The sequence below is a fragment of the Cypionkella sp. PAMC25878 genome (assembly GCF_058135695.1).
On the sequence record NZ_CM176871.1, the window covers coordinates 2,432,272 to 2,456,775 of the forward strand.

Sequence of the window (24,504 nt, forward strand, 5' to 3'; positions counted from 1 at the left end):
GGGGGTATTAGATGGCTGCGGTGAACTTTGCATTGCGCAGCTATCAGAACGAGGCGTTGCGCGCCCTGCGGACCTATCTGCGCAAGGTGGTGCGCATGGATGGGGTGGCGAACAACCCCGCCAAAGCCGCCTTCACCGATGTGGCAGAAGGCAACTATTGGCCCGCACCCTTAGTGAACGAACAGACGCCCTATGTCTGCATCCGTATCCCGACCGGCGGTGGTAAGACGATTGTTGCGGCTCATGCAGTGGGTGTTGCGGCGAAGGAATACCTGCAAGCCGACAACCCGATGGTGCTGTGGCTGGTGCCCTCGACCGCCATTCTTGATCAGACGCTGAACGCTCTGCGCAATCTCGATCACCCTTATCGGGCTGCGCTTGCCACTGAATTTGGCCGCAACCTGACGGTCATGACCGTGGCCGAAGCCTTGTCCCTATCGCGCCCCGATGCAACGGGCGGTGCCTGCATCATCGTGGCGACGATTCAGGCGTTCCGTGTAGACGATACGGCAGGCCGCAAGGTCTATGCCGATGCCGGGGCTCTGATGGATCATTTCAGCGGTCTTGCCCCCGAGCAGATTGCGCGGCTGGAAAAGGTTGAAGGCTCTGACCGGCCCGTGGCGTCACTTTGCAACGTGTTGCAACTGCACCGCCCCATGGTCATCGTGGATGAAGCGCACAACGCGCGCACGCCACTGTCGTTCGAGACGCTGAAACGCTTTGACCCCTCGATCATTCTGGAACTGACCGCAACGCCGCAACTGACCAAGGATGTGGCGAACGAGGTCTATCCTTCCAACGTGCTGTTCCACGTCTCTGCCGCTGAATTGAAAGCCGAGGAGATGATCAAGCTGCCGATCAGGCTGAATACCGATGCGGATTGGCGCAAGGTTATCGGTCAGGCATTGGATTGTCAGGCCGGGCTGGAAACGGCGGCAGAGGCCGAGCGTGCCGATACCGGCGAATACATCCGGCCCATCATTCTGTTTCAGGCACAGGCAAAGTCAAAGACCGACCCGCATCGCCTCACGCCCGAGGCGGTGGTGCAGTTCCTGACAGATGATAAACGTATCCCGCGCAATCAGATTGCCATTCACGCAACCGGCCATGCCGAGTTGGACGCCATTGCCGACATTGCATCGCCTGACTGCCCAGTTCGCTACGTGGTGACGGTGCAAAAGCTGCGCGAGGGCTGGGATTGCCCGTTCGCATACATTCTGTGTTCGGTGGCAGAATTGAACTCGCCCACGGCGGTCGAGCAAATCCTTGGCCGTGTGCTGCGAATGCCAAAGGCGCGACGCAAAACCCGCGATATGCTAAACCGCGCTTATGCGTTTGTGGCATCCAACAGCTTTCAGACTGTCGCGGAACGCCTGAAAGATGGCCTCGTCGATGGTGCAGGTTTTAACCGGCTGGAAGCCGAATTGCTGGTCAAGCAGCATGGGGCTTTCGAGTTTGAAGACGAACGCGCAGACTACATCCACAAGTCAGATGCGCTGCCGCACGCCCCCAGCGCCTCGGCGGAGGCCGTTGTGGCTGCGATTGAGAAGCTACCACCTTCGCTCAAGTTGCGCGTGCAGTTCGACCCGGAAACGAGGGAAATCGGCGTGCTGCGCGCCCTGTCGCGCGACGAGCGCAATCTGATGCAACTCGCCTTCGCCAAAGTGCAGGGTGCAGAGAGGGTGATTGACCGGCTGTTCATCAAATCCAACCGGATACAGGCGAGCGAAATGCCCGAGGGTGAGAAGCCACCCTTCCTCGTGCCCCGGCTGTGCATCCGTCGCCAAGGTCTGTTGGAACTTTTCGGGCCGGACCATTTCCTTGATCTGCCTTGGAACCTTGCCGATTGTGACCCCACGCTTTTTGCAACGCGTTTCAATATTCATGCCGACACGCGCGCCGGAGAGATTGACGTAACCGATGCCGGACACATGCAGATCGCCTTTGTCGGCCAGTTGCACGATCAGCTTTCGATGGCAATTCAGGAAGCGGCTTGGACATTGCCCCGGCTGGTGAACTGGATTGACCGGGGCATCCCGCACCCTGATGTGACCAAGCCAGCTGCGCGGGTGTTCATCCAGCGTGCGCTTGAAGCGGTGATGCAGTCGAAGGCTTACACCTTGGACCAGCTTGCCCGCTACAAATACGAGGTGCGGCGCGCGCTCACCGAAGAAATCCAATCTCTGCGCGCCCAGCGCGAGGAAGGGAATTTCAAAGCCCTCTTTGCCGTGGATACGGCGAGTTTCGAGACAAGTTCCGATTTGGCACTACTGTTCGATGAACAGACCTATGCCTACAACCAGCCCTACCGAGGGGCGCGGACCTTCAACAAGCATTACTTTCCGATTATCGGCGACCTAAAGCCTGATGGCGAAGAATTCCGCTGTGCGGTTTTTCTGGACGAGCATCCGGGGGTGCGTTTCTGGGTCCGCAATGTTGATCGCAAGCCCAACGCCTTCTGGCTGCAACTATCAGGTGGACGCTTCTATCCTGACTTCGTGGCCATGCTGACCGATGGCCGCATTCTTGTAGTCGAATATAAAGGTGGGCATCTCGCCGAGGAAGCGAAGGAAAAGCGGATGATTGGGCAGCTTTGGGCAGAAGCCAGCGCGGGGCAATGTCTGTTCGACATGCCGATGGCAGAAGATTTCTCGAAGTTGATTGCTGTCTTGCCTGCAAATTGACGGGCAGGCTGTCCACGTTGCAGACACTATGTTCTGAGTTCAGCCTTCTCCACGGTTGTCTAAAAGACCGTTCCTCTGGCACGATAACAGAGCACAGCCACCATAGGGCGATCATCAAATGAATGATTCTGAACGGGCTACGGATTCGCTGCAGAAACAAGTCAACAATTCCTTGCCAGCGTTCATTCTCCGTTCTCTATGTCGGAACATTGAGAAAGAGCCCTCGCTTTACATGGAATCATTTAGCGCCGCCGTGGCGGGTGAACCCGAAGACGGAGCTGCAGCTTACATCGCCACTCTTATATCCGAAATACCCAAAGATAGTGGGCTTAACGACCATTGTTTTGGGATGATGTGTGAGTGCGCCGATAGTCTTGTGACGAAGGAAAACTACCAAGGAGCCTATTTCATCTTGGCGCACGTCGTGAACTTGGCGGTTGATAGAATTCCTCCGAATGATATCGAGAAGCTAGCTGTAATTAGAGATAGTTTTTTCGTTGAATATGCGCTTCGTGTGACCCGCCGTGATGATTTGGATTTGGACAAAATTGAAATTGGCCTCACCCGGCTTGAGGCGGAGGCGGCTACTTCCAGTCTGAAAGCGATTGCCCGCGCAGCGCTCAAATCGTTACGTGGCAGTCGGAAAAAGACGGAAAAACAATTTTGGGGATGGTTGCTCATTTGTACAACAGTCTTACTCGGCATCGCGTTTTCTCTGACTCCCAGTTGAGTTTGGGTCTTGGCGCTTACCCACTGCAGAAGGCCAGAGATTGCTCGACCAATGCGTGTCGAATCGTAGATTTAGGAAAATACTTCTTGTAAATCAGCGGCTTGAACTCCGATTTGCTACATCCGGCAACCCTCGCTAGAGTGGGGCGATACTCTGGTGACCGATGTGGTATGAACAGCTATCTGACTATAGCTCAACAAGTTCTTCGAGAAGTGCGGCGACCATTGTCGGCGCGCTCTATTTTACGGTTGGCCTATCAGCAAGGCCTAGTGTCGGCTCATTTATTCGGCACCACTCAGCACAAGACTATGCAGGCACGGCTCAGCGAGGACATTCTTCACGGTCGTGAGAAAAGCTACTTTTTTCGTACAGAACCCGGAAAATTCTTCCTGCGAGAATTTCTCAGTGACGCAAGTATACCAGCCGTCTATCGGCGGGAAATGCGGGCGCGGCGCAGAACCAGAGACCTTCTTCGAGGACCAGCGCTTGCACTTTCTAAGCGCTTTCTTAAGGGGCTTTCCATTCTGGGTGGGCAAAACCAGCATGCCGCAATGCTGGACGAACTAGGTCGTACCGATCAGTTTGTTTATGTTGAGCCGAAGGCCGTACCCGGCGATCTGGCGTTACTTTGGTCCATAGCGACCGTTCGCAGAGACAACTACGTTCTGACTTATCGAACCGGACGCTACCGTGATGATCGAGATACATTCGCGCAAATGCGGTCTATCTGCTTTGCCAGCTTGGTGCTGGAAAGCGACCAAACGCTATTCGACATGAAAGGTCTTGGTATTGTTGAAGCAGCACTCACAGCTGTATCAACAGACCTCAATGTGCCGGTTGATCACCAATTTGATCCAAACTCACTTTCGGCAAGCTTTTCGTCTCAGTTCAGATGCTTGCTCTCAGACACTGATCGGCCTGCAGAGGTCTTGGCCGTAGTTGAGATATTTGCACCTGACTGGTTCGAACCAGCACAAAGCCGACTTTCAATAAACGATTTGCATTGGATGGATCTGGAGGCTCCTACCAACAACATGAACGACTTCGACCCGTGGTCCCGGTCGCTTCTTCAGAAGTGCTTTAATCGTGGGATGGGTAATGGCGGTCAGGGGCGGAACATTAATCATTCCGTCGCTTGAAGCGGCTTACCTCAAAGCCGCAATCGAGTCGGGGAAAAATGAACACGCAAAGCGTGCACTCCAAGCTGTTTGCAAACTATACTGGCAGGGTGCGAGACTGAACTCTGTCGATCTCAACGGCTTTGAGACGACCGTTTTGGGAGCCCTTTCCCGAGGTAACTCCGACGAAAAAGTTCGGCGTTGGGCGCTGAGTGCCTTGGCACAGTTCGGCAGGCAAGCAAGCAGTTGGGAGGCGGTAATCTCTACGCTAGTCAGCCATCAGCATGAACCACAGGTAATCTCCGCAGCTATCGCCGCCGCTTTCAAACTGAAGCCAAATACGGCGCATACTGAACTCAATGCCTTAGCTTTTGTATCCCCTGAGTTCTTGGCGCTTTCTGCCCTACAATCGGTTACCGCCAGCAAGCTGAAGGGTGAGTTCCCCAAAATCGACGTCGACTGCGCGACCGCCACAAATCTGAAGCTTGCACTGATACTTGTTGGCCTTGAAAAGGCTCCGAACAATCTGTTTGACCCGCGCTTTGGAAATCACGAGCTCGTACGCGCGCTTGGAGGGCATCACGAACCGTTAGTATCTCAGTACTCGATCTGGGCGGCTGCTGAAAATCCAAATCTTTCCGCAAAAGACCTCGGAATCGACCCGTTTAGTATCGAGAGCAGGCCCGTTAACATTCGTTCATATGTGTATAGACTTTATGCGTCAGAAAGTGACTGCTCTGATACTAGGCACCAGCTCATCGAGTTAGGTAGCCAAGACCAAGAAAAAGAGGCTCGCATCGGGTGCGCCATCGGCCTGAGAGACTCTTGGTATGACGGCGTGGAACCGCTCGTTGTGGACTGGTATTTTTCTGAGGCGGATGAGGAAGTTCGTGGCTATCTGCTCGAACATTTGGTCCGGCAAGCTGAACGCGGAAGCGGATACAAAGAGCTGGCGATTGGTCTTTATGAGAGCGCTGAGAATGACAAAGGACTCAGGGAACTTATGAGGGCAGCGGCAGCAGGTCGGAACGATTTATTTAGGGAGTTCCGCAAGATTGACTATCAAGAAGATTTCGGATTGTTCAACGCATCGGGAGATACCTACGTGAGTAACACCACCACCAACAACAACGCGATAAACATCAATAATAGCGGCTCGATTGGTCAAGCTGCTGTCTCCGGCTCCGGGGACGCAACGAGCTCGGGTGCAGCGCAGTTGCTATTGAAAGCAGATTTTAACGATATCGTTCAACAAGTTCGGGAACTTTTGAACGCCAGTCCGCTAAGTGCTGAGCTGCTGTCCCAGACGAATGCGCATCTCGATGCGGCGGTAGTTGAACCTTCGCCGGAAAAGCTCGGCTTGGCAGTTGGATTTTTGGAGAAATGCAAGGACGGATTAAACGCCCTAGATGGGATGGCGGAAACTGCGGCTAAGTTGGCCGGGCGTATCGCGCTTTTGTTGGCAGCAAGCGGGGTAGTGGGTTAGTCACTGTGGGGGCTGGAACACGATGTCGGTCAAAGCAAAGTCACGTACTTCGCCCTTTTCTACATCCAAACCTTGTAAGAACCATTGAGATCCCGAGTGCCACTCGCTTTCGCCAAACCAGATATGGTGAGGCAAAACTTGGCGTGTCGATGTGTCGCCGCGCCAGTTTTTGTAGGCGAAGACAATCTTCTGGTCGGCCTTGCTGAATTCCGCCACGTTGGCCTCCATCCGTGTCATTGACCCATTTGCCGTTCATGCCATGTGAAGGACAACCCGACAAGACCGACCAAGTAGAGACCATGACTTTAGGCGATCAAACGTAAGCCATCACATGCGTTTGATGAACGCCTTGATGATGCAAAGCACCGGTCAAAATCAGCGCTGCTGCCTATCACTGTCTTCATATCATTGCTTTGCTACCCCGCGAAGATTTCCGTGCAGAAGCTAGCGGGCAGTTGTTCAGAAGCCACCGTGCCGCAACAGGCGTGAGGTAGTGCTGAGCCTGCCTTTGGAATTGAGTGCGTAAGTATCCATCTGACGTCAGAAACGCTGACGCGGTGGACGTGCGGGGGATAGCTGGGGGGATTGATACTGTCCAATTAAAGCTATGCTTTTGTTATTATTTTGTTTTTTTAATATAAATGGTGCCCGGAGACGGAATTGAACCGCCGACACGCGGATTTTCAATCCGTGAGAGTATTTCCGGCAAGTAATTGCAATAACGTCGCTAAATGGCCCTTTTCTGGTTCACCGATTCACCTCAGATTCACCTCGTTTCTAAATGACCATCTTTTCCATCACGCTTTTCGTGTTTTCGTCGTCTTGGAACAGGTGACCATAAACGCGCAAAGTGAACGCCGGGTCATTGTGGCCCACCCACGTTTGAAGCTGTTTCAGGTTCGCGTCAGCGGCGATCAATCGGGAAGCGTAGGCATGGCGGATGGCATGAAATCCGTGGAAAGGTACAGCTTCGATATTGTCAGGATCGGCCTTAGCCAATTCATTCGCGCGCGCCACCAGAGGCTTCAACATCCTGTTGTAGAGGTTGTGATACTGCATCGGCTGACCGCTCGCTGTGCTGAACACCAGATCGCGCTTATGGGCTTTCAGGGCGGCTCTCATAGGCTCAATAAGGCCCGCGTTGATTGGGATGTTGCGGACTCCGTCTATTGACTTGGTGCCTCCGACTTCACCCTTTTCCGCAGCCCGCTGACGAATCTCAATCAGGCCCTTTTTCTCGTTGAACGATTTGCGGGGGAAGCCGCGCGCCTCCGAGATACGGACTCCCGTGTGTATCAGGAGGTACGCAAGCGGGCGATACAACACCCACGCATTGCGTCGGGTCTTGTTCTTGTCGGTGGCGAGACTGTCAGCCGCTAAGAGTAGGCTCTTGATCTGGCGGGGGGTGAACACCGCGTCCAAGCGGTCAGCGCGTTCAGCGGTCTTTTCAGCGCGTGTGCGAACGATTGTAACCGTACTGCCCGGAACAGCGGCGATGTACCCCCTCGCCACCGCAAACTTCAACACCGCCCGCGTGAGCCTCAGGACTTCCCGCCCGGACCGTGACGACAGGTTATTCTTGTGAGTCATCACCCGGTCACGGATTGCTTCTATGTCCGCTTCGGTGATCGTGCCGAGTGTGCCGCCCTTATCCGCAAAGTAGGGGAGGGCGTGGTTCGTCAGATAATCGGTGTAGGTCCGCAGCGTTTGGGCCTCTAGCGGCTCTTTACCATTGTGACCAACTTTGAGGGCGTAAAGGTAGTCTTTCGCCACGTCCAGAAAGGTCAGCTTGGTGACATGAATTTCTGCCTTGGCTTCCTCTTTCGCTTCATGCTTGAGGTGCATCGCATCCGAGAACTTCTTGGCTTCCTTTTTTAGCGCAAAGGTTTTCTGCTTAGCTTTTCCATCTTCTTGCCAGCGTGCATAGTACACGTTGAACTCTTTGCCCTTGGCGTCAAGTTTCGTTTTCGTCAGAACATACGCCATAAATTCACCTCATGATTCCGCGTGTCGGTGTGGTGTAAGCGGTTTATGCTTCAAGAGCAATAGGGCAGGGCGCTACAGGCCTCTGACGACGCTGACGCGTCCGAGCAGGGCGGGCCTCCTGACGCCGCTTGACCCAGCGTCACTTCGGTGCAAGGCTGACATACTTACTATTCCAGTTAGTTCCAACTCCCAACCGCCCAGAAGTACCTCCCCGGTGCTCTGGGCGGTTTTTTCATACTCGCCTCACACATCCTCACACAGACCCAACACGCGCTCCAGCATGCTGATTCAATGGGCGTGGTGGTGTTGGGTTTTTGGATTTTGGGGGTGTGGAATTGATGCCTCGACAGGGTGGTGAATTGAAACCTGTACGCGTCAGCGTGAATAACCCCCGATCAAATCAACACCAATAATCCCATTTCCCCGGAGTAACTCGGCTTTTGAACCGTTCTGTAGCGGTTTTTGACTTTCATCACGGTGCAAGCTATAAATAGGCAAGCCATAAATAAAGGTATCGGGACAACAAAATTGACACATATCATCTCACAGGTAAAAATCGCGGAGGTTCTAGGGATCACGGAAAACACCGTAGCAACTCGAATGAGTTCCGCGCCGAATTGGCGGGACGGGCCATTGAAATTCTATCATACATCGGAAGTATTCGTGTGGTGTAATAAGTACACACGTGGACGCGCAAAAGCAATTCTGGACGCGTCAGACGAGACCGGGGAACTGTATGTCGGATCAGAATCAATTCCGCTTGGAAAATCCTTTGAAGTCGCAGCAACAAATCTTTTCTCCGATGGTGTGAACGTTGCAAATCGCATCCAGCACGTGCGAAATACTTTCACCTCGAACCTTGCGTTCTGTGATGGAAGCCGCGCGTATTGGCCTCACATTGAAGCACTGCGGATCAAGCTTTTGCTTAACGGCGGCATTCAACGCTTCATCCTTCTGGACGAGCGGGAATCCCTTCCAGAGTGGACGGCTTTCACCCCGGCCTTCGCACTTCTGAATTCTCAGATCGGCCCGCGTGAGCTGGAGTCAGTGCTTAGGTGGGCAGCATGAGTGCATCTTACCTCAATCAAATCAGGGGCTTGGTTTTATCAAATCAACGCGCGTTGCTGTCGGTATACCGCTGCGCAGATGGCAATGAGACGAACATCCTAAAAATTATGGATGACGAGTCACGGCTGACCGGAATCTTGAAAGCGGTGACTCGACTGAAACGGGATCAAGTGGAAGGTGTGCTGAGTCGAATGCCAGCGCCCGCAATTCACCGTCAAGCTAATATGAATGATGTAGAGGCCGTGCTTATGGCCCGCCGATGCGCGATAGGATACTAATATGGACGATCAAGCGAAACTAGCCTTCATGCACCATGTAGACTCTTCCCAATTCCTAACTGAGAAATTCAAGCACATGGTGGACAAGGTCAATCTCGACGCAAAGCGCTTATTCGGCATGGAATTGACGCCCGACGAGGTCCTTGACCTAAACGAGTGCAAGTTGGGAGTCTTTGGGTCCGCGTTCGAGCAGGAAGCTTACGAACGTGAACTAGAAGCGCATCCAAAATTTGCCACTATCCAGCGTGAAAAACGGATTGCTTCCGGTGATCTGGATGAACGCGCGAAGGCAATCGCAGAGTGCTTGGAAGAAAAGACACCGATGCGGCGAATGATTGCCGCGCGGAAGCTGGGATTAAAAGACAGCCCCGCACCCGTCAGTGCGAACATGAGCAAAGAAGATCGCATCAACGCCGTGCTGGCGATTCCAGCGGCAAAGCTGGCGGATCGTATCGCGCTTGCTAGATCGCTAGGATTAGCGTGATGCGTCTTGGAGTAGGCCTAGGCCTCACACACCCCCGCCCTGCATCACCACCACCGCCGGAGGTGCAGCAATGACCCCGCTTGATCACGTGGCCAAGCATAATTTGGCAGCTAAAATCGTTAACGAGAATCTGGACGTTACCACGGTATTCTCAGAACCAACCCTCGCCGGAACCCGTGAAAGCATTTTTGGCGGTTACATCCAAGATGAGGACTACGCCGCCTTCCTCGAGCAAGTGCGAACGACTGCAGCCGCAGTCAGTTTGAAGGCCGGATATACAGCCGCTTGGAAAATAGCGAATGGACAGTACTAAAATGAAAGCAAAAGCAATGAACCAATCTACCAATATCAAAGCAGACGGCAACCCCGCCACAATCCGCACAAAGGCACCACTGCGCCGCGCAATGGACACCAGCGCCAGCCCCGCCGTGGACCGCGTAAAACCTATCGCCCGCGTCTATATGACCAATGAGGCGATCACAGAGCTATGTGTTGTCGTCGTGCTGGGCGGGATCGAACCCAACGCAGTGTTCGGGCAGACTGTGGATGGCGCGCGCACTTCTATTTTTGGCGGTAGTATCCTCGAGCAGGATCACCCGGCAGTTCTGGCGCGTATGCAGCTTGCGGTGACCAACGCACAGAAGGCGGCGGGGCAATGACAAACCACATTGTGGGGCGAAATATGCTGACCCCAAAAGCCCCGACGCTCTCTGAGATCATCGGTTTGATCAAATCGACGTGTAAGCCCCCCGCGCAATTCTTTGCCGCGCCCGACGAATACGGGAACCGCATTTGCGCGTTCGGGGGGAAGTGGACGCCTGCTGAATACAAGGCTGTCCTTGATCGGCTTTTGATCCAATGGTGACGCCGTCGATTAAAACCCTCCCGTTCGGGCTGTCGCTGATTTGTAGTGAGATCAAGGCCTCAGGCAAACACTACGCCGCGTTCTTCACCGTGGAAGCGGTGGACGGTTCGCGGGGGGTGCTTGTAGGGCCTAGCGGCTTGCGCGTCAGCGCTGCGGAATACGACTTGATCCGTCAGGCCTGCCCCCCTCCAGAGGGGCCGAGTCAAGAGCAGCTTGCGACGTGGCGGCTGCAACGCCGCGCGGGACGCGACGATTAATAGAATAGGCTGGGGGTGGTCCTGAGCTACCCCCAGCCGTGGCGTCGGACATGCTCCAGCCGATGCCCAAGGCCTCCAGCGATTAGCCATGCGCTGGAGGCCTGCACTATATAGTGCGGTCAGTGATCGCCGCGACGAAGCGCGGACACCTCAGACAGTGCCTCGCCCACCGCGTCGAACTGTACGAGCCAAGCAAGCTCGTTGCTGTCGGTGTCCTCCAGCATCGTTAACGCTGCGAGTTGGTGGGTGGTTTTGATCAGGCGGCTTTGTGCCTCGAACATTTTCTCTTCCATCGCTCTATCTCCATACGTGGTTACCGTGTGGACGTTATGACACAATGTTTTCGGGGCGGCGAGTCTTTTCTACAGCGTTTTCAATGGGTTGAGGTAAGCCAAACCTTACCAAATGTCACGCAGAATTGCCCGGTGTTGTAAAAATGTTCGGTAAAAAACCGTTGTGTTCGGAAAATTGACAATGAAAGCCAATGTGATATGCGTTGCTTACACCTGTGATGCCGAAAGCTTCGAATCACCTCAGGACTACTTTAGCAGATAGAGCGTCGTCTTCAAGCGCAAAACAACAGAAAGAGAAATAAATGTACGTCACGAAAAAAGACATCGAGTCAGCCCTGCGGGTCGGAAAAACAACCTTCGCAAGCTTCCTCACGATGACAAATAACGGCGAGTTCCGCCCGCGCCGTTTCAAGATCGGCGATGAAAACGTAACGATTTACGAGCTTGATAAGGCCGCGCGCTTTCTGGCGCGTCATTCGTTCCGGTTCGACGCTGAGGCGGAGACGAGGTTGCAGTCCAGTGCGTTCACGCTGGAGGGCCTACTGGAGGCGTATAAATCACGCATGCTGGCGAAAGACCAAGCCGACCTCGACGCACACTTGGCGGGTGCGTAATGGTTGCCGCTGGTATTTCAAAACCTCGTGTGGACGGGGTCAATCCATCTCGCGGACCGCGCGATGAGGCTCTCGACCTACTAACCCAATTCCGGCGGAAATTGAACGGGATCAAACGAGAACAATTGAAGACTCCCGAGACTTCCGACCCCGCGCGGCTGGCCGCATTGGAAGCGCGGCTGGTACTGTTGGAAGCCGAATGGCGCTCTCTCTCAGAGCAGGCGCGAGCGTTCCGGGTGACTCCAAAAACGGACAAGCCACATAATCCGCTGCCCGTCGGCTGGGGTGCATAGTGCCGCGCAAGGACAAATCAAAACAGGACCCCGCCGTGATCAAAGCGCGTCAGTTGAAGTGGTTACATGCACGCTGGAAACGGGAAGCCATGACAGCGGAACATATCGCAGATGAGCAAGAACTGCTTGATGTCGATATTCTCACCTCGATTTACGTCCGCGAACTTGAAGCAAACGATTGGGCAATTCCAGACTGATGCCCCGAAAAGAAAAGAGGCCAGCGTGACGAGCGCTGACCTCTAAAATGCAAGACGGGCGCTGAAACACCCGTGGGCTACTCGGAACAATATAGCCCAGAACAATGTAAAATGCAAATGCAAGAAGGCTACAAAATGAAGCACTACAAAGCACAAAAGACCAACGCGGACTCGATCCAAGACGACCCTAAGTTTATGGCCGAAGTGATCAGCTTAGCTGAAAGGTGGGCGGCCAAACATCCCAACGGCCAGCCACCCATTGATCCTTTCAAAGGGCTGCGCCCAAAGGCCCCTCAGGAAGCCCCCGATCGCCGTGACCCGTTGTCGGGGGACACAGATTCAACACTGCATGATGCACATATCAGCGGACCCGATAGCCCGGAATGGCAAGCATTGCTGGCGCGTCCTATGACCTTGTTCCTACCGAAGAACATTAACAAAGACGCTAAGCAGTACGACTGGAAAAACAGTAAGCCGCATGCGCTGCGTGAATGGCTGGACGGCGTAGAAGGCGCATCTCTCGCCACCCACGCCGAACGCAAGGTGAAGGGGTTCTATCCTATTGTGTTCGGGGAATCCGCTACCAGCAGAGAGCAGGGGTTTTCTCGCCGCACCAAAGAGGGCATGAAAACAGTCGAGTTCGTGTTGGGAGATTTCGACGCGGGCGATGAATATCAAGCGGCGCTTGATGCCGCGAAGGCTGCAGGCTGGGCTTGTATTGGCTACACTTCATTTACTCACCGGAAGCAGCACAGCACCGAAAAGCGTAGCGTGGTGCTCAATAAACTCAAAATTGCACGGGACCCAACCGACGACGAATTGAAAAACTTCCTGCAGCAAGAAAACAAGCTGCACCAGCATATCATAGACTCGGTTAAGATCGTGACGCAGTCCGAGCACACCGGGGCAGGCGTTCACATAGTTTTCAGCCACGACCCGATTCAAAAATTTCGCTTGATGCATCCACTGGCGGAGGCTCAGACAATCACGGAGCTTGACCCAAGATCACACGAAGACTCGATGGACCTCTACGGACGAAAAGTTCGCGCACTGTCAGAGAAACTGGGCCAAAAAATTGATGGGGCTTGCCTAGACGTTTCGCGCATCTTCTACATGCCCGCGCATCCGCCCGGTGCTGAATACCGCGTCGACGTCATCCGTGGTCGCGGTCTGACGCTTGACGAAATCGCTGTAGCAGAAGTTGTCACAGAGGAACCAGCGAAGGCTAGCAAGCCAAAAGTCGGTGCAGTGAAAGCCAAAAAGACAGAGACCACAGAGACCGTTGGAAAGATCGCGGGGCTTACGACGAACGTCTGGATCGCAAGGTTCGGGCATCGCCTGCGGATTGGCGCGCTGCTTGCTGAGTACGCACCGGAACGCGTCCGCCGCCAAGACGATGACGGTCTGCTGGTGGTGGAATGTCCTTTCGATGCATCGCACACTAACACGGGGGACACCACCGACACCGCTTGTCACGTCCGGAACGCGGACGACAAAGGGGCGTACGTTTGGGAGTGCAAGCACGGCTGCGCGGAACGTCATGACCGCCTCGCCATGGTCGCGGAGGCCGTCAAAAATAAATGGTTCGATGAGAACTTGCTGACCGATGAGAGGTTTCTTCTCAAACAAAGCGCGGACGACATTGCGAAGGGAAAAGCGCGCGAACGCGGGATGGAAACCGACGAGTTCCTTTTTGAGCCTGTCGATAGCTGGATGCCGCGCGGATATGAAATGGAGAACGGCTCAATCTGGAAAGTCGGAAAGCCTACAGCGGAGGGAGAGGTCACAAAAACCCGCCTATGTCAGGCCTTCAACGTTGTAGGCCGTGCTTCAAATCTCGCCGGGGACGACGAAGCGGGACGGATTATCGAATTCAAAAACGAGAACGGAATTGCAGTCGAGGAAACCATATACATGGGAGAACTGGCCAGCTCTTCCGGGGGGGACATCGTCAAGGGACTCGCAAAGCGAGGGATGAAAATTTACGCCCTGCGGAATAAGAACGATAAGGACGATCTGCTGGACCTCTTCAACCTCATGCGGGTGAAACGCCATATCCCGACGGTGCCGCGTCCGGGTTGGGTCCGCGATGGCGGCGGAAACATTGTTGGGTACATGGGGCCTTCGGGTGCTTACATTGAGATTGAACCAGCCCAGTTGTTCAGGCTTTCGACGAAAGCCACCATGCGGGACAAAAAAACGGCAGGCACACTGGACGGTTACCGGGTTTGCGCTGACGCGGCGCTGGGGCATGTCGATAACTTCTACTGGGGTTATGCGGTGGCGGCAGCCTTTGCAGGCCCACTGCTGGGGCTTGCTGACATGCCTGCCTGTGGTGCTCATTTCTCAGGCCAAACGTCGCTCGGCAAGTCTCTGGCGCTGCAGCTTGCTGCAGCAGCTTGGGGGACAACCGCGAGCACGAAGGGATTGATTTTCAAGGCCAGCGCCACCTCAAATGCGCTTGAAGATATCGCGTCCATCGGCTCGGAATCTTTCGGCGCGATAGATGAAACCGCCATGATCCCCGATCCACGTGACTTCTCCACCTGCCTGTTCATCCTTGCGGAAGGTGTCGCCAAGGCACGAAAGAGTGGACGTGGTGCTGGGCTGGTGGAGGGTGTAGATTACCTCGTTTACATGCTGATGACGGGCGAGCGGTCACTCAAAACCATCATCGAAAATGCAGGCGGCGACTACAAAGCAGGCATCGGTGTACGGTTCCCCGACATCCCCGTATCATCGGGAAAAACGATTACGGCAGCAGAGATTGCAGTGATGGCAAACGTGACTCGCAACTATGGCCATGCGGGGCCTGCGTTCGTCCGATGGCTGATTGCGCAGGGCTGGCACAAGCGCGGGTCCGATCTGCGCAAGCGGATTGAGGATGCTGCGCTCAAGCTCACCGGCGACAAGGCGACAGCCGCACAAGTTCGCGCAGCCAAGACGTTTGCGCTGGTACAGATCGCCGGGGAGTTGGCGATTGAGGCGGACATCCTACCGAAAGATAAGAAGGACAGAGTCGCGGATTGCGTCAAGGTCGCGTGGAATTCTTTCATGGCGTCGGACGAAGGGCGGGCAACCGATGCCGAGTCTTCGTTGCTGGATGACTTCCGGTCGTGGTGCATATCGAACAAGGGCCGACAACTTACGGTCTCACCGCAAGATGAAGCACACGACGCCAAGACCACACAGGAACGCCGGGGCTGGTGGACTGAGACCCAAATAGTTCTGCTGTCGGCTAAGATCGATATGAAAGCGATGGGCCTGAAAGGCACCAAACAGGATTTAATGAAGGTGCTGGCGTTCGCACTTGATATGAGCGGAGTGAGAAACAACACCCACAATAAACTCCCGACGGTTTGCGGTGGCGGTACCGTAAGCAATGTTCGACTCAACCTCGTAAGGCTTGGATGCTGACAAAGTTTTCAGGAGAATATGGAGAAATTGGGCCCGTTAGGGCCCTCTTTCATGCCCGAAACATCCAAGGGCGGACACGGGCGGACAGATTTTCCACCAAATCCGCCCGGATTATCCTTTAAAATCAACGCGGGCGGACAGGGCGGACAAGGCGGACAAGAATATAGAGTAAAGTTATTTTAAGGCTGTTCTTCTGTCGCTGTTTCTTCTCTCTTTTTCTTCTCTCTGTTCGCGGGAGTAATCCTGAAACTGAAAAGAAATCACATACACACCTTTTTCCCGTCCGCCCGGTCCGCCCTGTCCGCCCGCGTTGATTTTAAAGGATAATCCGGGCGGATTCGGGGAAAAATCTGTCCGCCCGTGTCCGCCCTTGTGTGGAGACCTCCGGCATGTTAAATTTGCACTGCAGCCGACGCTGATGCAGAACAATGCCGAGGGCAACCGCAAGGACCCGTCAGCAACTCTCGCCCTCCACGCGGTCTGCCGATGCTGATGCAGAATACTGCCTTGGGGTATCCCGGCAACTCTCGCGGTTCACGCAGCCTGCCAAACGCTGATGCAGAACAATGCCGAGGGCAACCGTTAGGACCCGTTAGCAACTCTCGCAATCACGCGCCCCCCGCAATTCACCCTTGAATTTTAGCTTCCTTTCGGAGGTCGCCATGGCTGAGCTGTATGCTTGGTGGGGCGGTCTGAGTGTCACAGATAAAACTGCGATACTTGGCCTCGTGCTCACTGCCATAAATCTGCTGAAATAATGGAGAGGGCGGCTTCGGGCCGTCCTTTCTATCCCCGCCGACCCAGACCCTATGCACGCTGTTTAGCGCTGCCTCTCGCCCTCAATCCGAACGTCCCCACCCCCATGAAAAAACCCGCCTCGGGAGGGAGGCGGGCAAGTAGGGCGTTAAGCCCCAACCACATAGGGACTATGCGGTCGTGCATCGAAGATACACAAAAACCCCACCGCCTGCCAACACATTGACTCGCCTGTAATTCACACCGCACCGACCTAACACACGTTCCCGTGTCAGCCGTTTTCCGCCCACTTGCCCTTAGGACACCACACTATTCCGCCGACTCACCTAAGAAGGATGTATCCTTAGGTTGCATTTGGGAGGGATGCGAACATGGAACCCATCGTAAAAATCTCTCTGTTAGTCCTAGCCGCGATCTACATGATCGCCGCTGCGCAAATGATTATATTGGTTCAAGACCAACCCAGCGCTGCGGGGATAGCCCAGCCGACACTTGCCGCCGATGTCGTAATTCGACCGGAATTGTACGTGCTGCGCTAGTCAAATCGACGCGGGAGCAAGCTCAACTCCGCCCCCGCGTTTTCACCTCAACGATACCCAATCTGTACAACTCCACACCACCCGCAACGTTCTTGCAGGTCAATATCTGAACATTGTTAATGGATCGATGCCGATTCAGGCCTGATAGTGGCTACGCGTCATTGATTTATTACTTCACACGTTAAGTTATAGATGGTTGCATATGCAACGACTTTTTCAGGCATCCGAAAAACGCTAACCGTTCTCAAAATCACGAGACTCAGGCCCGAAAATGTGTTACTAAACTGAAGTACAGTAACGAAATTATCTGCAAAGGCTTGATTCCAATGGAGAATAGCAAAACAAAGATTCCCGCGTTCGCCTATTTGCGTACATCATCGGCAACAAACGTGGGTGAGGCCAAGGATTCCGACAAACGGCAGTCTCTCGCCATTGCAGCCTTTGCACGCTCACGCGGGTATGTGATTGTCGAGACGTTCTATGACGCCGCCGTATCAGGTACAGACCCAATCGAGACCCGCCCCGGCATGCTGGCCCTGCTTGACGCTGTGCTTGCCAACGGCACCCATACAATCCTTGTTGAATCTCCAGATCGCTTTGCCCGTGATGCTATTGTGCAGGAACTCGGACACCGCTTGCTGAAAGAGCGGGGCATTGATCTGATACCTACCACCGCGCCCGATTACTTCACAGTCGATACACCCACCACACAGCTTGTACGAACCATACTGGGGGCTTTCAGCGCGTTTGAGCGTATGACGTTGAATGCTAAGCTGAAAGGCGCAAGGGACCGCAACAGCGCTGCCCTAGGGCGTCGTGTGGAAGGCCGCAAGCCTGTTGCTGACGCAACCATATTAGAGGCCAAGCGCCTGTACCGTAAGAACCCCAAGTCAGGCCAGCGCCGCAGCCTCCGAGACATCGCAGCCGAACTGGAAACTCTCGGACACACGAACAACGGCAAGCAATACAATCAAGGCAGCATTTGCCAAATGCTTAAACGTGCTGGAGTCTACGAAGCCAAGGCATAGGCCGCTGACGCGGCGCTGTATCACCTCGACATGATCATATGCCGCCCCCTCGACAAGGGTACGAAGTACCTCCGCCATCACCTCGACATGGTCAAACGGATGCACGGCGATGACATTGCAGGGTCAAAGGCCCGCCCGCCGCCCGCTTGTCAGGGTGTGACTCGGTGGCTTGTCCGACTTGCTGACATTTGACCGACCGCGTCAGAGGTAAGTCATTGATAACAAACAATAGTCTAGGGTCCCAAATGGCGATATGCCTATTTTTTAGGCAGACCCCCAGTACCCGTATGGAGTTACAAGGGCAACCCGGCGGTTTTGGACTCTACGAATCCAAATCATATTTTAACACTGCCCTCTGAAAATTTTTCCAGCTTCAGTTTCATTTCAGTTTAAGCGGATAACCGCTTATGCCAATTCCGTGACATTTTACCCCTATTTTGCTATGATTTGGGAGTCCTCCGTGGGCATAGGCAGCGGGGAGTTTAAGCCAATTTCGCCCCGCTGCCCAACATAAAAATGTGATGCCCGCTTGTACGTTTCGCGGGCATCACCACCCAAAACCCCCACATTTATGAAACGATACGCCATGAGCGCAGCCACAACACATTCCATGCGCGTCGAGATCGACGCAAGCGCTGCCAAGCAGGGCGCTTCCCAATTCGAAGCCGCGATTAATGCTATAAAGGCCGCGATGGCTGGGCTTTCCAGAGATACTGACGGTGCGTTCAAAAAGCTGAACATTGGCCCGAAGATCGACACGGCAAGCCTCACCAACGCCAAGAAAGCTGCAGCCGACACCGCCAAGAGTATCAACACTGTGGATGCTGCCGCAGCCAAATCTGACGCAGCATTGCGCCGCCTTGCCCTGTCCGCTGACTCTTCCCTGCGCATCGCCACCAATGCCGCTGCACGCCTCTCAGGACGCCTCGCAGATATTGGGGATTCCAGTGGCATCGCGCGAATTCAAGGCCAGCTTACCAACCTAAAGACCTCTCTAGGGTCCGCGACCTCCACCCTAGACGTTCGTGAAGCCCGGAACGAATATGACAATCTGCAATCGAGCTTGAACCGTTCGGCTATGGCTGCACAGGATTTCAGGTGGCAGCAATCACAAGCGGGTATGGCAAGCGCTGCGGCTGCGAAAGCTACGGACGCGCACAAGGCCACGCTGGAGGGACTTCGGTCGGAATTTCTTCCTCTGCATTCTGCTACACGCCAGTATGAATCCACTTTGGAACGGCTTGCCATGGCGGAACGTGAAGGCATTGTGACCGCTGATCAAGCAGCCGCTGCCCGCATGAAAGCCGCCGCAGCCCTGCAAGCCGCATCGGTATCCACAAACAGCTTCACCGCCTCGACTAAGAACAATTCCGCCGCAACACAGCAGGGTATCATGGCGGGGCAGCAACTCTCCGACGTGCTGGTGACGGCGCAAATGGGCTTCCAGTCCGTTGGCACAATCGCGCTGCAGCAGGGGTCACAGCTAGCTGCCCAACTCAATGGAATCCGGGCATCCGGGCAGGGTGTATTCTCGACTCTGCTATCCGGCGTATCATCGCTGATCAATCCGCTTTCCATTATCACCATTGGGGCCACTGCACTCATTGCCGTGTTCGCCAAGTGGGCATTCTCGACCGAGGAAGTCGCCAAGAAAACCAAAGAGGCAATCAGTCCAATCGACGCCATGGCGCAAGCGCAACGCAATCTTGAATCTGCCGTGAAATCTCAATCGCAGCCTGTTGACGAACTGCGCGAGAAATACAAATCCATGGGCAGCGAGATGTCGCGCGTCTTGGACCTTCAAAGTCAGATCGCACAGGGTGAAGCTATCAAGGGCCTAAAAGGCGGTTCCGCAGATGTGGCGAGTCCCCTGACTGGTGGTGATCTATCATCTTCTGAATCCATGGTCGCCAGTTTTGAACGATTGGAACGACTCAAGTTTGAACTCGCGAACACGATTGCAGATCAATCCAGCGACCCGGCTGCAAACTTGCTAAAATCCCTCGACATCCGCGCGGAACTTGAAGGCCTGCGACACGTCGAAAACAACGTGAATCGCATCTCCACAGCCTACAAGATTTCCGCACGCGATGCTGAAAAGCTGTCGATTGCTGCGGCAAAACTGAGAGAGGCCAGCACGCCAAACGAAACGCTAGCCGCAGCCAAGGGCCTGCAAGCTGCTATGGTCTCGGTGTTCGGCTCCAGCGCCAAGGCATCGGCTGCAACTGGTGACGTGTGGAAGAATCTTATCGGTGTGCAACAGGCAGCGGTGGAAGTCGGGGCAAGCCTTGGAAAGGTTCCGACCCATGTAAATTCCAGCCTCACCTTGTCCAAGTCGCTGGAACAATCGTTGCGCGAGTCGGCTGTGGCTTCGAACCTGATCGCCGGGGCCAATATGGCGGGCAGCATTGCCAACGCTGTGGGGCCCGCTTTGAGCCTTGCCGCAGCCCTCTGGGATGCCGCCGCAGCGCAAGCACAGGGGCGCATTGCGGGAAGCAAAGTGCGTACGATTGTAGGCGGCGTTGACGCGGTGAACCGGGGGGAAATGCAGATACGTGATTCCGGTTTCAAACGTCCAGTGATCTACACGCCACCGAAGACAGGCGGCGGCGCTGGTGGCGGCGGTGGCGCAAGCACAGGCCGCGATATCCGGAAAGACATTGAAGAACGCGCCAAGGCTCTGAACGAAGAGTCTACAGCGCTACAAGCGCAAATCGACGGCACCTATCGCAGCACAGAAGCAGCTAAGTTGTACGGCGAAGCCATGGCAGCGGGCGGCGGTGCCATCAGTGACACAACCCGCCAAATGCTTTCCCAGATCGACGCCGCCGCAATGTTGAACGAACAACTTACCCGCGCTGCGAAAGACCCTGTCCGTGAATTCCTTGCAAGCGTACCTTTGTGGGAAGAGGCCAGCCGCAGCATTCAAGGTTCAATCATCAATAACATGTCAGACACCCTCGCCAACTTCTTCAAAACTGGAAAACTCGACCTAGCCAGCTTCGCGTCGTCTGTCGCCGGAACGATGGCGGATATCCTAGCCAAGCAGACCACAGGGATGATCCTTGGTAAGATCGGGATCACAGGCGCTATCAGCGGCGGCAAGGGCGGGGAAGTTGCACAAGGCGGACAAATCGCAAGCGGCATGATTTCCAACGGCATGATATCAGCCGGACAAACGGTCGCGGGCATGTTGCATTCTTCGCTTGTGTCGGGTGCAAGTTCTGTCGGTTCAACCGTGACAACTACTATGAGTACAAGCGGCTACACTGCGGGAAATGCACTGAAGCAAGGCGTCGAGTCAGGTTCAACCACTGGTGCACAGACCTTCGGACAATTACTCGGACAACTATTCAGCGGCGGCGCTGGTGGCGGCGGCGGCTTCCTTGGCTTTGTCGGAACACTGCTAGGCGGAATGTTCCAAGAGGGCGGCTATTCAGATAGCCCAGCCATGAGTAGCGCCCGCGTGTCGCCTGCAATGTTCCGCAACGCCCCGCACTATAGGGAAGGCACCCCCAACACCTCAGGCGGGATACCTGCCATCCTTCACCCTAACGAAGCGGTCATTCCGTTGTCAAAAGGTCGCAAGATCGGAGTCGATCTGAAAGGTGCGGGCATGGCCTCAGGCGGTGGCGCGGTGTTCAACGGCGGTATCAACACAAACGTAACGATTGACGCGGGCGGCGATATATCCGATCCGGTGAAATCGCAGGCCATGGCGGAACAGGTCGCGACCATGATTAACCTTAAGGTCAAGGAAAGCATGGCAGAGGCCGCTAGGTACGGTGGCATGATGAATCCACGTGGGGGGCGATAAGTGCCCGACACTTTCCCCGCCATCGCTCCGGACACCAAATCCAAACGACAACGCGCTGCCCGTATCCTTGTCGCTGACTTCGGAGACGGGTACGCCCAAGCGGGACTCGATGGGATCAATACTACTGTCGAATCGTGGGATTTGAGCTTCGAGAATTACACCATCTCGGACGTTACTACCCTGACAACATTCCTCGACAGTCAGGCGTCCTACAAGTCGTTTTACTGGACCCCGCCCAATGAGGCCACGCCGAAGCTGTGGCGGCAGGACGGCCCGTATGACTTGGGATTCCCCGGACCCCTGACTCGGTCATTGTCGGTGAAGATCAAGCGAGTCTATTCGATGTAGGGCAGGGTGCTGACGCGCCTCTGTCTCACCCCGTTCTGACGTGAATCTGACGTGAATCCTAAACCCGCCAACTTGCGCTTGAAGCAAACACACAAGCCGATTCTGGGTCAAAAAATACCTGCGCTTGAAGCTTACGGATTCACCTAGGATTCACCTCGTTTCGGAAAGAGTCACCCCAAAACACCCTAAAACAGCCAAAATCGGCATCTTTTGATCAAATCTATAAGGGGCAAACCCATCAGAACGCATCACGCTATGCGCTTGAAGCGAAAGGATTTTATCTTGAAGCGGAAAAAATCGGTGGTGCCCGGAGACGGAATTGAACCGCCGACACGCGGATTTTCAATCCGCTGCTCTACCAACTGAGCTATCCGGGCACATCTGCAAGGTGTTATCTTGCTTGGTGGCGGGGTGATACGTTACGGGCGCGGGGCTGTCCAGAGGGTTTTGGCAGAAAAATGCAGCCGACGGCAGATCATTGCGGGCGATGTTTCGGGTCGGTTAAATCTTCGGGGTTTTCGTCGTCAATCGCGGCCGCTGGGATGGCATAACTGCCCGTAAGCCATTTGCCCAAATCAACATCTGCGCAGCGGCGCGAGCAGAATGGTTTGTATTTCTCGTCCGATTTGCGGGCACAAATCGGGCAGGTCATGCCAATATCTCGGACAAAGGTAAACGGTCGCGTTTGCGGGTGATCTCGTAGAGGCCAAGCGTGGTCCAGCCTGCGAGATTGACCTCGGATTCCGATTTGAACGCGGCGCGGATGACTTGGTCGAGGATAGCGCGGTCTTTTTTCGGCATTGGGGCGAAGTCGATCACCACTTGGCCGCCAAGCCCACGCAGGCGCAGTTGGCGCGGCAGTTCGCGGGCGGCGGCGATGTTGGCTTTCAGCGCAGCACCGGGGGAGGTGTCATTGCCAGTGTTCACATCAACCGCCAGCAGGGCGCGGGTGGGCTCTATCATCATATGACCTTGGCCGAGGTCAACGCGCGGGGTCAGCAGGGCGTCGATCATTTCCAGCACGTCATGCTCGGCAAAGCCGCCTTCAATGACTTCATCCGGTTCGGGATCGGCCCAGTCGCGCCACGCGGTTTCGTGTGCGCCAGCACCTTCGACCAGCAGTTCGGCATTGCCGATGGTGTCGGCCAGCACGGCTTGGGCGAGTTCCCGCATCGCGGCGATGTCTTCGGCGATTTCATCGTCATTGGCATGGGTGCAGGCCGAGCGCAGGATCAGGCCAAGCGCTTCATCTGCGCCTTGCATCGCGGTTTTTGCCAGCGCTTCCAGATCATCGCGCATCGGCTCATCTTTGATGCGGCGTGAGATGTTCAGACCGGGCGCGCCGGGGGTGACGATGGCGTAGCGGGATTTGAACAGCAGGCGGGTGGTGACGGGGTAAGCTTTGCCCGCCTCGGCTGGGCCAGTGATCTGCACCAGCAGGCGCTGACCCGGCGCGATGCCTGCGGTTTGGCGCAGGAAGCCTGAGCCTTCCGGCAGCTTCACGAACAACCCGCCTTGGCCCTTCATCGGGCGGTCGGCGATGGCGCGGTAGATCGCGCCGGGTAGGGGGGCGTCGGTGATCGGGTCGATGGCCAGATCGTGCAACTGGCCGTCCACGATAAGTGCTGCGGCGGGGCGGTCTGTTATCGTGTCGAGCAGGACGGTGCGGGTCATTGGCTTTTCCAGACGGGGTAGCCTGCGGCGGCAAGCAGGGCTGCGGTTTCAGCCAAGGGAAGGCCAACGATGCCAGTGAAGCTGCCGGAAATCCACGGGATGAACGCGCCAGCTGCGCCTTGGATGGCGTAGGCACCAGCTTTGCCCTGCCATTCCATTGAGGCGAGATAGGTGTTCAGCTCCACGTCGGACAGCCGTTTCATCTTCACGGCGGAGACACTTTCGCGGCTCCAGATTTTGTCTCCGCGTTTGACGGCGATGGCGGTGATCACTTGATGCCGCCGCCCGCCAAGATCAGTCAGAAACCGCGCGGCCTCACCGGCATCGGCGGGCTTACCAAGGATACGGCGGCCGAGGGCGACCGTGGTGTCGGCGGTCAGGATGATGTCATCGGGGTCCGCCGGAATCGCTGCGGCCTTCTCGCGGGCGAGGCGGGCGCAGTAGGGGCGGGGGAGTTCGCCCTTCAACGGGTCTTCGTTGATGTCGGGGGGGAGGATGGCGTCGGGGATGATGCCAAGCTGCGCCAGAAGTTCCTTCCGGCGCGGGCTGCCTGATCCGAGGATGAACTTCAA

23 protein-coding genes and 1 tRNA gene are annotated in these 24,504 nt (G+C 55.3%); 17 read left to right on the forward strand and 7 right to left on the reverse strand.

The window, feature by feature from the left end; genetic code table 11:
* Positions 1-11 precede the first annotated feature (11 nt).
* The 4 genes from ACS5RD_RS11755 (at position 12) to ACS5RD_RS11770 (ending at position 6,018) form a co-directional block, all read left to right on the forward strand.
* Positions 12-2,684, forward strand: a complete 2,673-nt coding sequence (locus ACS5RD_RS11755) for a DEAD/DEAH box helicase (protein ID WP_489927578.1) — start codon at positions 12-14, stop codon at positions 2,682-2,684.
* Between the two features lie 118 nt (positions 2,685-2,802).
* Positions 2,803-3,414 (forward strand): hypothetical protein, encoded by a 612-nt coding sequence (locus ACS5RD_RS11760; protein ID WP_489927579.1) that lies wholly within the window; start codon positions 2,803-2,805, stop codon positions 3,412-3,414.
* A 170-nt stretch (positions 3,415-3,584) separates the two neighbouring features.
* Entirely contained in the window at positions 3,585-4,553 is a 969-nt protein-coding gene (locus ACS5RD_RS11765; RefSeq protein ID WP_489927580.1) for a winged helix-turn-helix domain-containing protein, read from the forward strand.
* Positions 4,513-6,018, forward strand: a complete 1,506-nt coding sequence (locus tag ACS5RD_RS11770; RefSeq protein ID WP_489927581.1) for a hypothetical protein — start codon at positions 4,513-4,515, stop codon at positions 6,016-6,018. Before ACS5RD_RS11765 ends, ACS5RD_RS11770 begins: the two co-directional genes overlap by 41 nt.
* On the opposite strand, the gene ACS5RD_RS11775 is transcribed toward ACS5RD_RS11770, so the two are convergent.
* Both ACS5RD_RS11775 and ACS5RD_RS11780 read right to left on the reverse strand, forming a co-directional pair.
* A complete protein-coding gene (locus ACS5RD_RS11775) occupies positions 6,019-6,234 on the reverse strand; it encodes a WYL domain-containing protein (RefSeq protein WP_489927582.1) in 216 nt (71 codons plus the stop codon).
* Positions 6,235-6,795: 561 nt separating this feature from the next.
* Positions 6,796-8,004: a tyrosine-type recombinase/integrase gene (locus tag ACS5RD_RS11780; RefSeq protein ID WP_489927583.1), complete on the reverse strand. Its 1,209-nt coding sequence runs from the start codon at positions 8,002-8,004 to the stop codon at positions 6,796-6,798.
* 528 nt (positions 8,005-8,532) lie between these two features.
* Between ACS5RD_RS11780 and ACS5RD_RS11785 the strand changes: the two genes are divergently transcribed.
* The 6 genes from ACS5RD_RS11785 (at position 8,533) to ACS5RD_RS11810 (ending at position 10,956) form a co-directional block, all read left to right on the forward strand.
* Positions 8,533-9,072 (forward strand): hypothetical protein, encoded by a 540-nt coding sequence (locus ACS5RD_RS11785; protein WP_489927584.1) that lies wholly within the window; start codon positions 8,533-8,535, stop codon positions 9,070-9,072.
* A complete protein-coding gene (locus ACS5RD_RS11790) occupies positions 9,069-9,350 on the forward strand; it encodes a hypothetical protein (protein WP_489927585.1) in 282 nt (93 codons plus the stop codon). Before ACS5RD_RS11785 ends, ACS5RD_RS11790 begins: the two co-directional genes overlap by 4 nt.
* Position 9,351: 1 nt before the next feature.
* The gene (locus ACS5RD_RS11795) at positions 9,352-9,834 is read left to right on the forward strand and encodes a hypothetical protein (RefSeq protein WP_489927586.1); all 483 of its coding nucleotides are present in this window, start codon (positions 9,352-9,354) and stop codon (positions 9,832-9,834) included.
* 70 nt (positions 9,835-9,904) lie between these two features.
* Positions 9,905-10,147: a hypothetical protein gene (locus ACS5RD_RS11800; protein WP_489927587.1), complete on the forward strand. Its 243-nt coding sequence runs from the start codon at positions 9,905-9,907 to the stop codon at positions 10,145-10,147.
* 16 nt (positions 10,148-10,163) lie between these two features.
* Positions 10,164-10,493 (forward strand): hypothetical protein, encoded by a 330-nt coding sequence (locus tag ACS5RD_RS11805; RefSeq protein ID WP_489927588.1) that lies wholly within the window; start codon positions 10,164-10,166, stop codon positions 10,491-10,493.
* Positions 10,494-10,695: 202 nt separating this feature from the next.
* Positions 10,696-10,956 (forward strand): hypothetical protein, encoded by a 261-nt coding sequence (locus ACS5RD_RS11810; RefSeq protein WP_489927589.1) that lies wholly within the window; start codon positions 10,696-10,698, stop codon positions 10,954-10,956.
* A gap of 119 nt (positions 10,957-11,075) precedes the next feature.
* On the opposite strand, the gene ACS5RD_RS11815 is transcribed toward ACS5RD_RS11810, so the two are convergent.
* Complete coding sequence (locus ACS5RD_RS11815) at positions 11,076-11,249, reverse strand: hypothetical protein (protein WP_489927590.1); 174 nt, start codon at positions 11,247-11,249, stop codon at positions 11,076-11,078.
* 302 nt (positions 11,250-11,551) lie between these two features.
* On the opposite strand from ACS5RD_RS11815, the gene ACS5RD_RS11820 reads away from it, so the two are divergent.
* From ACS5RD_RS11820 to ACS5RD_RS11850, 7 genes are all read left to right on the forward strand, one after another.
* A complete protein-coding gene (locus ACS5RD_RS11820; RefSeq protein ID WP_489927591.1) occupies positions 11,552-11,863 on the forward strand; it encodes a hypothetical protein in 312 nt (103 codons plus the stop codon).
* A gap of 292 nt (positions 11,864-12,155) precedes the next feature.
* Positions 12,156-12,353, forward strand: coding sequence for a hypothetical protein (locus ACS5RD_RS11825; RefSeq protein ID WP_489927592.1), 198 nt, complete (start codon positions 12,156-12,158; stop codon positions 12,351-12,353).
* Between the two features lie 135 nt (positions 12,354-12,488).
* Positions 12,489-15,770: a DUF927 domain-containing protein gene (locus ACS5RD_RS11830; RefSeq protein WP_489927593.1), complete on the forward strand. Its 3,282-nt coding sequence runs from the start codon at positions 12,489-12,491 to the stop codon at positions 15,768-15,770.
* Between the two features lie 1,127 nt (positions 15,771-16,897).
* Complete coding sequence (locus tag ACS5RD_RS11835) at positions 16,898-17,065, forward strand: hypothetical protein (protein ID WP_489927594.1); 168 nt, start codon at positions 16,898-16,900, stop codon at positions 17,063-17,065.
* Positions 17,066-17,391: 326 nt separating this feature from the next.
* Complete coding sequence (locus tag ACS5RD_RS11840; protein WP_489927595.1) at positions 17,392-18,093, forward strand: recombinase family protein; 702 nt, start codon at positions 17,392-17,394, stop codon at positions 18,091-18,093.
* A 586-nt stretch (positions 18,094-18,679) separates the two neighbouring features.
* Positions 18,680-21,910 (forward strand): phage tail tape measure C-terminal domain-containing protein, encoded by a 3,231-nt coding sequence (locus ACS5RD_RS11845; RefSeq protein WP_489927596.1) that lies wholly within the window; start codon positions 18,680-18,682, stop codon positions 21,908-21,910.
* Positions 21,911-22,258 carry a phage tail protein gene (locus tag ACS5RD_RS11850; protein ID WP_489927597.1) on the forward strand — a complete coding sequence of 116 codons (348 nt, stop codon included), beginning with the start codon at positions 21,911-21,913 and terminating at the stop codon, positions 22,256-22,258.
* Between the two features lie 301 nt (positions 22,259-22,559).
* Here the strand turns inward: ACS5RD_RS11850 and ACS5RD_RS11855 are convergent.
* The 4 genes from ACS5RD_RS11855 to ACS5RD_RS11870 all read right to left on the reverse strand — a co-directional run bounded on the left by ACS5RD_RS11855 (position 22,560) and on the right by ACS5RD_RS11870 (position 24,504).
* Positions 22,560-22,635, reverse strand: a tRNA-Phe gene (locus tag ACS5RD_RS11855).
* Positions 22,636-22,733: 98 nt separating this feature from the next.
* Positions 22,734-22,910: a DNA gyrase inhibitor YacG gene (locus ACS5RD_RS11860; protein WP_489927598.1), complete on the reverse strand. Its 177-nt coding sequence runs from the start codon at positions 22,908-22,910 to the stop codon at positions 22,734-22,736.
* Positions 22,907-23,932: a ribonuclease E/G gene (locus tag ACS5RD_RS11865; protein ID WP_489927599.1), complete on the reverse strand. Its 1,026-nt coding sequence runs from the start codon at positions 23,930-23,932 to the stop codon at positions 22,907-22,909. The genes ACS5RD_RS11860 and ACS5RD_RS11865 overlap by 4 nt, the downstream gene beginning before the upstream one ends.
* On the reverse strand, positions 23,929-24,504 hold the full coding sequence (locus ACS5RD_RS11870) for a Maf family protein (protein ID WP_156317338.1): 576 nt from the start codon (positions 24,502-24,504) through the stop codon (positions 23,929-23,931). Before ACS5RD_RS11870 ends, ACS5RD_RS11865 begins: the two co-directional genes overlap by 4 nt.